Source organism: Martelella sp. AMO21009, assembly GCF_053484295.1.
Genome location: NZ_JBAKFR010000004.1, coordinates 248,372 through 260,574 on the forward strand (window position 1 = coordinate 248,372; position 12,203 = coordinate 260,574).

At 62.0% G+C, this 12,203-nt stretch carries 11 protein-coding genes; 5 read left to right on the top strand and 6 right to left on the bottom strand.

From position 1 onward, the window contains the following. Positions 1-39: 39 nt before the first annotated feature. The gene (locus tag V6766_RS07375; protein ID WP_448465018.1) at positions 40-1,809 is read right to left on the bottom strand and encodes a long-chain-fatty-acid--CoA ligase; all 1,770 of its coding nucleotides are present in this window, start codon (positions 1,807-1,809) and stop codon (positions 40-42) included. 185 nt (positions 1,810-1,994) lie between these two features. Here V6766_RS07375 and V6766_RS07380 point away from each other — a divergent pair, with 185 nt between their 5' ends. Continuing rightward, a complete protein-coding gene (locus V6766_RS07380; protein WP_448465020.1) occupies positions 1,995-2,573 on the top strand; it encodes an acyl-CoA thioesterase in 579 nt (192 codons plus the stop codon). Positions 2,574-2,579: 6 nt separating this feature from the next. Here V6766_RS07380 and V6766_RS07385 read toward each other — a convergent pair whose 3' ends face one another. Together V6766_RS07385 and V6766_RS07390 are read right to left on the bottom strand one after the other, a co-directional pair. Then, positions 2,580-3,506 (bottom strand): electron transfer flavoprotein subunit alpha/FixB family protein, encoded by a 927-nt coding sequence (locus tag V6766_RS07385; RefSeq protein ID WP_448465022.1) that lies wholly within the window; start codon positions 3,504-3,506, stop codon positions 2,580-2,582. Then, on the bottom strand, positions 3,506-4,267 hold the full coding sequence (locus tag V6766_RS07390) for an electron transfer flavoprotein subunit beta/FixA family protein (protein WP_448465024.1): 762 nt from the start codon (positions 4,265-4,267) through the stop codon (positions 3,506-3,508). The genes V6766_RS07385 and V6766_RS07390 overlap by 1 nt, the downstream gene beginning before the upstream one ends. 453 nt (positions 4,268-4,720) lie before the next feature. Here V6766_RS07390 and V6766_RS07395 point away from each other — a divergent pair, with 453 nt between their 5' ends. After that, the gene (locus V6766_RS07395; protein WP_448465026.1) at positions 4,721-5,773 is read left to right on the top strand and encodes an AI-2E family transporter; all 1,053 of its coding nucleotides are present in this window, start codon (positions 4,721-4,723) and stop codon (positions 5,771-5,773) included. A gap of 14 nt (positions 5,774-5,787) precedes the next feature. Here V6766_RS07395 and V6766_RS07400 read toward each other — a convergent pair whose 3' ends face one another. Both V6766_RS07400 and V6766_RS07405 read right to left on the bottom strand, forming a co-directional pair. Then, entirely contained in the window at positions 5,788-6,618 is an 831-nt protein-coding gene (locus tag V6766_RS07400) for a universal stress protein (protein ID WP_448465028.1), read from the bottom strand. Positions 6,619-7,084: 466 nt separating this feature from the next. Further along, the gene (locus tag V6766_RS07405) at positions 7,085-7,993 is read right to left on the bottom strand and encodes a LysR family transcriptional regulator (protein ID WP_448465030.1); all 909 of its coding nucleotides are present in this window, start codon (positions 7,991-7,993) and stop codon (positions 7,085-7,087) included. Between the two features lie 120 nt (positions 7,994-8,113). Here V6766_RS07405 and V6766_RS07410 point away from each other — a divergent pair, with 120 nt between their 5' ends. From V6766_RS07410 to V6766_RS07420, 3 genes are all read left to right on the top strand, one after another. Beyond that, positions 8,114-9,712: a sulfatase gene (locus V6766_RS07410; protein ID WP_448465032.1), complete on the top strand. Its 1,599-nt coding sequence runs from the start codon at positions 8,114-8,116 to the stop codon at positions 9,710-9,712. Positions 9,713-9,795: 83 nt separating this feature from the next. Beyond that, positions 9,796-10,857, top strand: coding sequence for a mannonate dehydratase (uxuA, locus tag V6766_RS07415; RefSeq protein WP_448465034.1), 1,062 nt, complete (start codon positions 9,796-9,798; stop codon positions 10,855-10,857). Further along, positions 10,854-11,711, top strand: coding sequence for an SDR family oxidoreductase (locus tag V6766_RS07420; RefSeq protein WP_448465036.1), 858 nt, complete (start codon positions 10,854-10,856; stop codon positions 11,709-11,711). The genes uxuA and V6766_RS07420 overlap by 4 nt, the downstream gene beginning before the upstream one ends. Before the next feature lie 203 nt (positions 11,712-11,914). Here the strand turns inward: V6766_RS07420 and V6766_RS07425 are convergent, their stop codons facing one another. Further along, complete coding sequence (locus V6766_RS07425) at positions 11,915-12,190, bottom strand: hypothetical protein (RefSeq protein ID WP_448465038.1); 276 nt, start codon at positions 12,188-12,190, stop codon at positions 11,915-11,917. Between the last annotated feature and the right edge of the window lie 13 nt (positions 12,191-12,203).

The window sequence follows — 12,203 nt, forward strand, 5'->3', positions numbered from 1 at the left end:
TTCTCTTTCTTGAACGTTTCACCATAGCGGTCCCCTGACCTACGCGTCAACATGACTGTCTGCCTCCCCGGCCTTCGCCTTTTCGTCATCATGTGAGGCACGACGCTCTTCCTCGATCAATTCCTTTTTCGAAAGCTTGCCGATCATTGTCCGCGGCAGCGTATCGCGAATTTCGATGTCGCGCGGCAATTCAATCTTGGAGAGCCGCGGAACCAGGAATTCATGCAGCTCCTCGACCGTGACCTGCGCATCCTTGCGCAACGAAACGAATGCCTTCGGCCGCTCGCCGCGATAGGCGTCATACACGCCGATCACGATCGCTTCGGCCACCGCATCATGCTCGTAAAGCGCCTCCTCGATGACGCGGGGATAGACGTTGTAGCCCGAGCAGATGATCAGGTCCTTCAGCCGGTCAACGAGATAGAGATAGCCGTCGTCGTCCAGATAACCGACATCGCCGGTTCGAAGCGCGCCGTCGCGTAGCACATGGGCGGTCTCGTCCGGACGGTTCCAGTAGCCCGACATGACCTGCGGACCGCGCACCCACAGCTCGCCCTTGACGCCTTTCGGCAGCAGCACGGCCGGATTTTCAGAATCCCGGATTTCCAGCGTTGTCCCCGCCATCGGAAGGCCGGCGGACCCCGGCCGCCCCGCGCTGCCGTCCAGCGGATTGACGGAGACGACCGGCGAACACTCCGTCAGGCCGTAGCCTTCCGCAAGCCGGCATCCGGTCAGCTTCTCGAAGTCGACGCGCACTTCATTAGGCAGCGGCGCACCGCCCGAGATGCATAGTTTAAGCGATTCGAGATGCACCTTGCGCGTCAGCGCCACGCTGTTGATCGCGCCATAGATTGTGGGAACGGCCGGAAACAGCGTCGGTTTGCGCCGCTCCATCAGCGGGATCAGTTCATCACGGTTGAAACGGGGCACCAGAAGCATCGAGGCGCCGATCTCCACCGCATAGAGCATGCAAACGGTCATCGCGAAGACGTGGAAGAAGGGCAGCACGCACATCACCATCTCCTCGCCCTCGACCAGCAGACCGCACTGGTTGCCCTGATGGACCAGTTGGCGCGCATTGGCGACCAACGCGCCATGCGACAGCATGGCGCCCTTCGGCACCCCGGTCGTGCCGCCGGTATATTGCAGGACGGCGATATCGGACGGGGCGGTTTCGATGGCCGGAACGGGCGCATTCGCGGCATCCCGCATCAGCGCGTCAAAACGCAAGTGCTTCTCATCCCCGGGAATGCGCGCCAGGTCGGAGCGCTTGAACAGGCGAAACAGCACCCCCTTCAGCGATGGCAAGACCTTTGCCATCGGGCAGACGATCACCCGTTTCAGATCCGTCTCGCCGACGACGGGCCCCAGATTCTTGTAAACCGCCTCCAGGTCGAGCGTGATCATGAACTCGGTTCCCGAATCACGAATCTGATCGCGAATCTCGCGGCTGGTATAGAGAGGATTGAAGTTGACGACGGTGCCGCCCGCCTTCAGCACGGCAAAGAAACCGATGACCGAATACGGACAATTGGGAAGGCATAGACCGACGCGCGTGCCCTTGCGAACCCCGATGGACGCAAGCCCCGCGGCGAACCGGTCGGACAGGGCATCAATCTCGCCATATGTCCAGGTTCGGTCAAAGAACTCGATGGCCGTTTTATCGGCGAAGCGCGCCACCGATTCATCCAGAAAAGCCGGCAGCGTATCGGCCTTCCGGCTCGCGGCGCCATTGGCCGCCCCGGCCTCAGCGGGGTTGAGCGTATCTGCCCCGCCGCCCGGCCTTTCGGTATCGAAATCCTCTTGCACGCCTCCTCCTTCTTGCGCCGACACCCTCCTCAAGGCTTCCGTCTGCACAATTTTCCTTCGACATGACCATTACGATATCCTATAAACGTATACGTCACACAATTCAAGACCGATCTTGACGGGTCTGGCACGGACCTTGAAGACGGTGTATTTCCGCGGTTACAAAAGGTTTTTGGGGCAACAGCATGTATGTTTGGGGACGACTGGCCAGCACCTTGATCAAGGCGAAATTCGCGCCTGCGATCCATCCTCCTGAAGATATCTCCGCGATTGTCCTGAGGGTCTGGCCCCAAGACCTCGACGTCAATCTGCATGTAAACAACGGCAGATATCTGACCTTCATGGATATCGGCCGGTTTGATCTGCTGATTCGCTCCGGGCTCGGCGCGCGCATAACGCGCGAGAGATGGCAGCCCGTTCTGACGGGCGTGAACGCGCGCTACCGGCGCTCGCTTGGCGCCTTTCAGCGTTTCCGGCTCGAAACGAAGCTCGCCGGCTGGACGGAGAATTCGCTTTTCATGGAGCACCGGATCATCCCTCTGAGCGGCCCGTACACGGGCGAGGTCGCGGTGACGGCGACAGTGCGCGCGGCAATGCTGAAGGATGGCCGAAAGCTGCCCGCGGCGGAAATGCTCGCCTCGCTCGGCCCGCTGCCGCCAAGCCCGCCGCTGACCGAGGCTTACGCGCTGCTGATGTCGCCGGAGGAACGGGCAAGGGCGAGCGGCGGCGAGGACGCAAAAACGCAAGGCGCACGGGCCGGATGACCGGCCTCAGAGCTTTTCGGTCAGTTCCGGAACCGCGCTGAAGAGATCGGCGACAAGGCCGTAATCCGCGACCTGGAAGATCGGCGCTTCCTCGTCCTTGTTGATCGCGACGATCACCTTGCTGTCCTTCATCCCGGCCAGATGCTGGATCGCGCCGGAGATGCCGCAGGCGATATAGAGCTCCGGCGCGACCACCTTGCCGGTCTGGCCGACCTGCCAGTCGTTCGGCGCATAGCCGGAATCGACGGCCGCGCGCGAGGCGCCGACGGCCGCACCGAGCTTGTCGGCCAGCTTTTCGATGACCGCGAACTGTTCGGACGAACCGACGCCGCGTCCGCCGGAAACCACGATGCGGGCCGAGGTCAGCTCCGGCCGGTCACTTTCGGCAACCTTGTCGGCAACCCACTCGGACGCAACCGCCGCATCCGGCGCGCTCACCGTCTCGACGGGTGCCGCACCGCCCTCACCCGCCGCCTCGAAACCGGAGGTGCGGATGGTCACGACCCGCACCGGATCGCGCGATTTCACCGTCTGGATCGCATTGCCGGCATAGATCGGCCGGTCGAAGGTTTCGGCGTCGAGAACGGCGACGACATCGGAAATGATCATGACATCGAGACGGGCGGCAACGCGCGGCAGGATGTTCTTGCCGTCGCTGGTCGCGGGCGCGGCGATGACGCCGTAATCGCCCGCAAGCCCGACGATCAGTTCGGCGGTCGCTTCCGCCAGCCGGTGGGAGAGCGCATCGGCGTCGGCGACAAGCACCTTCGAAACGCCATCAATGCGCGCGGCCTCATCAGCGGCGGCGGAAAGACCCGCGCCGGCAACAAGCAGGGTCACATCCCCGAGGCCGGAGACGGCCCTGACCGCCCGCGCGGTCGCATCGCGAACCAGAGCGTCGCCGCTGGTTTCGGCAAGCAGCAGAACAGACATTACAGCACCCCCGCTTCGTTTTTCAGCTTTTCGATCAGCGCGTCGACGGTATCGACCTTGATGCCGCCCTTGCGCCCTTCCGGCTCGCGCGTGCGCACGATTTCGAGGCGCGGGGCGATATCGACGCCATAATCCGCCGCGGTTTTCTCCTCCAGCGGCTTCTTCTTCGCCTTCATGATGTTCGGCAGTGAAGCATAGCGCGGCTCGTTGAGGCGCAGATCGGTGGTGATGATCGCCGGCAGCGCGACAGAAATCGTCTGCAGCCCGCCATCGACCTCGCGCGTGACCTCCGCAAGACCATCGGCAATATCCACCTTGGAGGCGAAGGTCGCCTGCGGCCAGTTGAGCAGCGCCGCCAGCATCTGCCCGGTGGCGTTCATGTCGTTGTCGATCGCCTGCTTGCCGGCGATCACCAGATCGGCCTTCTCGGCCTCGATGACGCCCTTCAGCAGCTTGGCGACGGCGAGCGGCTCGATATCGGTTGCAACGCTCTCGGCGGCCACGATCAGGATCGCCCGGTCGGCACCCATGGCGAGCGCGGTGCGCAGCGTTTCCTGCGCCTGGCGAACGCCGATGGACACGGCGACGACCTCTTGCGCCACGCCCTTCTCCTTCAACCGGATCGCCTCTTCCAGGGCGATCTCGTCGAAGGGGTTCATCGACATCTTGACGTTGGCGAGATCGGGACCGGACCCGTCCGGCTTCACCCGCACCTTAACATTGTAATCGATCACCCGCTTGACGGGCACAAGCACTTTCATGGCCGCACATCCTCCGTTTCCCAGCACGGATAGAAATCTATCTCTATCGGCGCCAATCGCTTCCCACGTCGAAATTACATATAGGTAATCAACATGACGTATAGGTCATATTACAAAGCCTATTTGCTTTGCAACCCCTTTCGACCGTGGCGCTCCACTGCGCTGAATGAGGGATATTGCCGGGGCGGCCGGCATCCCGCAGACGCGCAATCGGCGGCGTCCGGAAAGATGCGGCAGCCAATGGGGGCCTGCGTTCGGGCATTCGGGCAAGCGCTGTCGATTCAATTGAATTATCGGCTTTGCCCGCGCCGGCCGGCCCTATATTGTTGCGGCGAATACAAGACCGGGATCGCCGACTTCATCCGCTGCTTGGCTTCCTGCTGAGTTCAGCTAAGGTTACGACTTATTGACAAGGCTCCGTGACAAACCCATTGCAGGTGATTGGGCGGTACAATGCAGCAACGGCAAGTCCAGCAGGCGAGTTTTGTAATTCTAACCGTGATCGCTTCGGTCGCCTTCCTCTGGCTGATACGCCCCTTCTACGGCGCGATCCTGTGGGCAGTGGTGCTTGCAATCCTGTTTCACCCTTTCCAGAAGATGATCGCGGCACGCCTGCAGCCGCGCAGGAATATCGCCGCGAGCATCGGTCTGTTTGTCTGCATCTGCGTCATCCTCATCCCTTCGGCTCTGATCTTCATTGCCGTTGCCCGGGAAGCCGCGCGGTTTTATCGCTTTATGTCCATGCATGAGATCGATCTGCCCTCGGCCTTCGAGAGCGTCCGCGCAAGGGCGCCGCCCTTCGTGCTGCAGGCGTTTGATTTTATCCGCATCGGTTCCCTGGAGGAGCTGCAGGGGCGCCTCGACGCTGCGCTGGTGGAGGTCACGCAATGGGCGGCGCCGCAGGCCCTCGGGCTCGGCCAGGGCGCGGTCCGGATAATCGCCAATGTCGGGGTGCTGCTCTATATCCTGTTCTTTCTTCTGCGCGACGGCACAGCCTTGTCGGCGACAGTGCGAAAGTCCAGCCCGCTCACCCCGCGCCAGACGGAACAGTTTCTCGACAAATTCTCCCGGGTGATCACGGCGACGGTCAGGGGCAGTGTCGTGATCGCGCTGGTCCAGGGCGCGATCGGCGGAACCCTCTTCTGGCTGCTGGGGATGGACGGCGCGCTTCTTTGGGGTGTCGTAATGGCGTTTCTGTCGCTTCTTCCGGTGATCGGCGCCGCCGCCGTCTGGGTGCCCGCTGCCCTCTACCTCCTGCTTTCAGGAGAAATTGTCAGAGGACTCGTCCTGCTCGCGACGGGGATACTGATCATCAGCCTCGTCGACAATCTGCTGAGACCGCCTCTCGTCGGCAAAGGCGCTCGCATGCCCGACTATCTCATCCTGGTATCGACACTCGGCGGCATCGCGCTCATGGGCGTGAACGGTTTCGTCGTCGGCCCGCTGATCGCGGCGCTTTTCGTTACGGTCTGGTCGATGATGTCCGACAGCGATTCCTGGCAATAGGGCCGCCTCGCCGATCAGTGCCCCATCAAAACGGGGATTTCCGATTTCTTCAGGACCTCCCGCGTGGCGCCGCCAAGCACCCATTCGCGCAGTCGCGTATGGCCATAGCCGCCCATGACGATCAGGCCGGCGTTGAGCAGATCGGCCTCGTCGAGCAGGGTGGCGCCCACGCCCTTGCCCTCCGGCAGGGGATTGAGCTCGACCGGGACTCCGTGGCGGGCGAGATGGCGGGCGATGTCATTGCCCTGGGTGACCCGCTCGATCCGGCCCAGTTCGTCGTCGCCAATCATGCAGACCGACACGCGTTCGGCGCGTTTGAGGAATGGCAGGGCCTCGTCGACCGCCCGCGCGGCCTCCCGCGTGTTGCGCCAGCCGAGCACGATGGTTGAGAAATCAAGGGCGGATAAGCATTTCGGCGGCACGAGCAAGACCGAGTGCCCCGCCCCGAACAGCACGGTTTCCACCAGCGCCGCGTCTTCATGATCGTCCTCCTGCGGCATCGTCGTGACGAACAGGTCGTATAGCCTTGCCTCCGCCAGCAGTGTCTGCTGCCATCGGGACGCAAGCACATCGAAACGTCGCAGTTCGTTCCGGACGTCAAGGTCGGACAGCAGCCCTTCCAGCTTTGCGGCAATCCTGTCGCCCTTCTCCCGTGCCTGTCTTTGCATGTCATCGAGAGCGGAAGCCGAATAGCTGTAGACCTCCGCCGCCGGCATATCGGGCAGGCGATTGACGAAGACGCCGGAAAGATGGGCGTCGAACATCACCGCGATCTGACGCCCGGCTTCAAGGCGGTCCCTGTCGCCATCGCTTCCATCGAGGTGAACAAACAAATCCGTGATCATGTCAGTCTCCATTGTGCGCGTCGAATAAATCCAGTCGACCATACTCCGCTGGCAAGGGCTTTGATCATTATCAATAAACGAGCGGCAAACGCCCGCTCCGTTTCATCAGGGAACAAGAACCGCAGCGCGAGTTAGAACGCCCGGGCCATGCTTCGACAGAAGGCATACAGTGCATCGCCGGTCCGAAAATTTTGGAGACCGGCACTTTGCCGGGCGGGAACTGAACAATGGGACCAGAGGTCCGCCGCCTCCTTCAGCACCTCGCTCTCAGACGCGACGTCGAGGCGGTCGCGGAGGGGCGCGGCAAGGCGCAGGCCGACTCGCTTCATCGCCGCTGCCATCTAGCGCTGTTGATCATCTTGGGCCCGTGCGACCGATGTAGGGTCGTCCACACCGTCTTTGCGATTGCGGAATAGCACTTCTATGTCGCATGTCGGCTGCAGCGAGGGCTCTTGGGATACCTTGCTCAGACAAATTCCCAGGAACTCGCCTCCTCCGAAATCAGCTTCACCAGTTCGAGGATGATGTCGTAGCGCAGCGAGGAGCGGCGCAGCAGGCAGCCGGACTGGTAGCTCCAGATCACCGTGTCGACCTTCAGACGCTTCAGGCCGAGATTCTCGACGTAGCGTTCCAGCGGGGACGGCGCGCAGACGAGGCTGTCGCTGGTCGCCGCCAGCGACAGCGCGGTGGTCATCGAATCCGACTTGAACCGGATATGCGGCACGGTTCCCGCGGCCGTCCGGATCGTTCGTTCGAGCGCGGCATTGGTGAGGCCGACATCGGAAAACACCGACCAGTTCTGCGTTGCAAGATCCTTCGCCGAGACGCTTTCGCGCTGAAGCAGCGGATGATCCTTGCGGCAGAACACAAGAGTCTCGACATTCCGGATCGGAATGTATTGCAGGTTGTCGTCCGCCGCATTCTGGTCGATGAAGCCGAAATAGGCGTCGAACTCGCCCCGCAGAAGCCTACCGATGCCGGACTGAAACGGCGATCCACTGACCTCGAACTCGATGTTCGGATAGCGCTCGGAAAGGATCTGCACGGGATAGTGCATCCATCCGAACGAGTAGATCGGGCCGCAGCCGATCCGAAACGAGATCATCTTCTCCGCCGCCAGCGCCGCCATTTCCTCGCGCGCGTGGGAAAACTCCATCGCCGCCCGCTCCGCCCGGCGCAAGAGCACCTCGCCGGCCTTGGTCAGGTTCACCCCACGGGGCTGGCGCTCGATCAGGTCGCAGTCGAACTCCTCCTCCAGCCGCCGGATGAGTTTCGACAGCGCCGATTGCGTCAGGCCGATCTTGTTGGCCGCGCGCGAGATCGACCCCGCTTCCGCAACGGCGAAGAATGCCTTGAATTTCGGATCAATGCCCAATTCCGAACCTCCCATAGCCGAACAAGACAGTCATTTATGGAATATTTATAGGCATTCTTATTCATTTGACAACATATATCGGCAATAGCAGTCTGGCCTCGCTGATACAGGGAGGCAGAATTGAAGACCGTGTTTGTGCTGTTCGATTCGTTGAACAGAAACGCGCTGGGCGCCTATGGCTCCGGTGCGATCAAGACCCCCAATTTCGATCGTTTCGCCAGAAAGGCCGTCACCTTCGACGACCATTATGTCGGCAGCCTCCCCTGCATGCCCGCCCGCCGTGACATGCATACCGGCCGGCTGAACTTCATGCATCGCTCCTGGGGCCCGCTGGAGCCCTTCGACAATTCGTTTCCGAAGATTCTCAGCGAAAACGGCATCTACAGCCATATCGTCAGCGACCACATGCATTATTTCGAGGATGGCGGCGCGGGCTATACCAATGCCTTTGACACCTGGGAGTTCGTTCGCGGCCAGGAAAACGATCCGTGGCGCGCCATCGTCAATCCCGAGGTCGACCGCTACCGCGAGGCGTTCGATCCCAAGCACTACAAGTTCGATGTCGAGCCCGGGAAGGCGACGCGGGAAAACATGCCGCGCTGGTCGTGGAAAAAACTGCGCCATGCGGTGAACCGCGATTTCCAGTCGGAGGAGTCCGACTACCCGACCGTCAAATGCTTCGATCATGCGCTGGAGTTCCTCGACAGGAACGGTGCGTCCGACAACTGGTTCCTGCAGATCGAGGCTTTCGATCCGCACGAGCCCTTCACCGTGCCGCAGCGCTTCAAGGACATCTATCCCACCGGCTGGAACGGCCGGACGCTCGACTGGCCGGTCTATCAGCGGGTCAATGACACGCCCGAGGAAATCGCCGAGATCCGTTCGAATTATGCGGCACTGGTGTCGATGTGCGACGATCAGTTCGGCCGTCTCCTCGACATGTTCGACGAGCAGGATCTGTGGAAGGACACCTGCCTGATCGTGTCGACCGACCACGGCCTGCTCCTTGGTGAACACGATTGGTGGGGCAAGAACCGCATGCCCTATTACACCGAGCTTTCCAACATTCCGCTGATGGTCTGGCATCCCGATCACGCGGCCAAGGCTGGCGAACACCGCGCCGCCCTGACACAGACGACCGACCTGATGCCGACGATCCTCGACATCTACGGGATTGCGGTTCCGGAGGAAGTCACCGCGCATTCGATCCTGCCGCTTCTCGATGGCGAGGCGCCGGCCGACGACATCCGGATCTTCGGCATGTATGGCGGCCCGATCGGGGCGACGGACGGGCGCTATCTCTATCTGCGCTATCCGAACAACATTTATGGCGACGGGCTCTTTGAGTATACCCTGATGCCGAACCACATGAACGGCCCGTTCACGCTCGACGAATTGCGAGGCGCCACGCTCGCCGAACCGTTCGATTTCACCAAGATGCTCTCGACGCTGAAGATACCGGCTGACCGCAAGGCCGTCCGGCCCGAGGCGCTGACGGCGGAATTCGAGGGATGCGGGCGCAGTGAGCTCTATGATCTCGTCAATGATCCGGGACAGACGCAGGCGCTCGAGGACGCCGTGGTCGAAAGCCGCATGGTCGCCGGGATCATACGGCAACTAAAGCGCCACGACGCTCCGGAGGAGTTCTATGAGCATTTCGGACTGACACGCGCAAAACTGCAGGCTGGGCATGCCGCTTTTCAAACGCGGGAGGGGTAGGCCCCTCCCTGCATTCGCAACGACGCGCGGCTCGGCAGGCGCCGCACATTCCGCCCAAGATCATTTCGACAAAGGACAAGAAGATGAAGATGACGTTTCGCTGGTACGGCGATGACGATCCGGTCACGCTTTCCGCCATCCGCCAGATCCCCGGCATGACCGGCATCGTGTCCGCTATCTACGACACGCCGGTCGGCGAGGTCTGGACGCCGGAGGCGATCGCCGCGCTGAAGGCGAAGATCAACACGGCGGGACTTGCCTTCGAGGTCGTCGAAAGCGTGCCGGTGCACGAGGACATCAAGCTCGGCAAGCCAAGCCGCGACCACCTGATCGCCAATTACGGCGAGACGTTGCGCAATCTCGGCGCGGCCGGCGTCAAGGTCGTGTGCTACAACTTCATGCCGGTGTTCGACTGGACCCGCACCGACCTCGCCATGGAGCTCGAAGACGGCTCGAACGCGCTGTCGTTCAATGCCGCCGAGGCAGACGCCATCGACCTTTCCAAGGGGCTCAGCCTGCCCGGCTGGGATGCGAGCTACAAGCCGGAAGAGCTTGCCGCGCTGATCGAGGAGTACGGCGCGATCGACGAGGCGCGGCTCTTCGAAAACCTTGCCTTTTTCCTGAAGGCCATCATTCCGGTCGCGGAAGAAGCCGGCATCCGCATGGCGATCCATCCGGATGATCCGCCGCGCCCGATCTTCGGCCTGCCGAGGATCGTCAAGAACCGGGCGGATCTGGAACGCATCCTCGCCGTCGTCGACAGCCCGGCGAATGCGCTGACCTTCTGCACCGGTTCCCTCGGCGCGGACCTTGCAAACGACCTGCCGGCGATGGTCCGTGAATTTTCCGGGCGCGACCGGATCGCCTTCGCCCACCTGCGCAACGTCAAGACCAGCGCCGCCGGCGATTTCAACGAGGTCGCCCATCTGTCGTCGGAAGGCTCCGTCGATATGGGCGCGGTGCTCAGGGCCTATTACGAGACCGGCTTTGCCGGTTATTTCCGGCCCGACCACGGCCGGATGATCTGGGGCGAGACCGGCAAACCCGGTTACGGCCTTTACGACCGTGCGCTTGGCGCGGTCTATCTGAACGGCATCTGGGAAGGCATCGCCAAGACTAAGGGCGCCACGGGAGCCGCATCATGACGGCAGTATTGCCCTTCAAGGTCAATCTCTCCGGCAAGGTCGCGGTCGTCACCGGCGGGGCCGGCGTGCTCGGCCAGTCGTTTGCCTTAGCGCTTGCGGCCTGCGGGGCGCGCATCGCCCTCATCGACCTCAATCTCGATGCGGCCGAGGCTGCGGCCAGGGCGCTCGAGAATGAGGGTTACGAGGCGATGGCCTGTGCCGCCAACGTGCTGGAGACGGCTTCCCTTGCCGAGGCTGCGGCAAAGGTGGAGGCCCGGTTCGGCCCCTGCGATATTCTTCTGAACGGGGCCGGCGGCAACCATCCGCGCGGCACGACGACGAAGGAGGTGTTCAGCGCCGCCGATCTCGACGATACGTCCCTGCGCACCTTCTTCGACCTCGATCCGAAGAGCGTCGGCTTCGTCTTCAACCTGAACTTCCTCGGCACGCTGGTGCCGACCCAGGTGTTTGCCCGCCAGATGATCGGGCGCGACGGGTGCTCGGTGATCAACGTGTCGTCGATGAACGCCTTCCGCCCGCTGACCAAGATCCCGGCCTATAGCGGCGCCAAGGCGGCGATCAGCAACTTCACCCAGTGGCTCGCAGTTCACTTCGCCGAGGCCGGCATCCGCGTCAATGCGCTGGCGCCGGGCTTCTTCATCACCAACCAGAACCGGGCGATGCTGGTTGACGAGGCCGGAGCCTTTACGGACCGGGCCCGCAAGATCATCGACCATACGCCGATGCGCCGCTTCGGCGCGGCGGACGAACTGACCGGGGCGCTCCTGTTCCTGGCGAGCAATGCCGCCTCCGGCTTCGTCAACGGCGTTGTGCTGCCGATCGACGGCGGCTTCGCCGCCTATTCGGGCGTCTGACCCGGTTTCCAACCATTTGCCTCGGGGCGTTTGTGCCCCGCATTTCCACCAGCGGCAATGTCGCGCGGGCGTCCGGGAGGGCCTGAGGCGATGTCGTCCGCTTTCACCCACCGACAACACCCCGAAGACGAGATAGACGAGGCACAAAAAATGAATATTTCAGCGTATTGATAGTCATTCTAGGAATGCATCCGTGCGATTGCTCAGCTTTGGGCCGGCGAAAAAGTGGAACCCGGTTTTTTGATAACCCGATGCGTCAAAGCGAAGCGCTGGATCATCGGGCGGTTCAGACAAACCGCCGAGGATCCAAAGCGCGTCACGGCGGGCAAGCCCGAGCGAGGGTCGACAACCGGAAGCAGGGGAAAGCGATGCTTGCGCTTGCGGAAAATATGATATTTATAGTCATGTTTGAAACTGACCGAAGCGCTGAAGCGGTTTACGGTATCGTCATTTTCGATCGGCGACAGCGCATGGGCCACCACGTTTAAAACG

What these genes read in the sequence shown, in the direction of transcription:
- V6766_RS07380 (WP_448465020.1), top strand. Translation starts at nt 1,995, where the DNA reads ATGTATGTTTGGGGACGACTGGCCAGCACCTTGATCAAGGCGAAATTC.
- V6766_RS07385 (WP_448465022.1), bottom strand. Translation starts at nt 3,506, where the DNA reads ATGTCTGTTCTGCTGCTTGCCGAAACCAGCGGCGACGCTCTGGTTCGC.
- V6766_RS07390 (WP_448465024.1), bottom strand. Translation starts at nt 4,267, where the DNA reads ATGAAAGTGCTTGTGCCCGTCAAGCGGGTGATCGATTACAATGTTAAG.
- V6766_RS07395 (WP_448465026.1), top strand. Translation starts at nt 4,721, where the DNA reads ATGCAGCAACGGCAAGTCCAGCAGGCGAGTTTTGTAATTCTAACCGTG.
- V6766_RS07400 (WP_448465028.1), bottom strand. Translation starts at nt 6,618, where the DNA reads ATGATCACGGATTTGTTTGTTCACCTCGATGGAAGCGATGGCGACAGG.
- uxuA (WP_448465034.1), top strand. Translation starts at nt 9,796, where the DNA reads ATGAAGATGACGTTTCGCTGGTACGGCGATGACGATCCGGTCACGCTT.
- V6766_RS07420 (WP_448465036.1), top strand. Translation starts at nt 10,854, where the DNA reads ATGACGGCAGTATTGCCCTTCAAGGTCAATCTCTCCGGCAAGGTCGCG.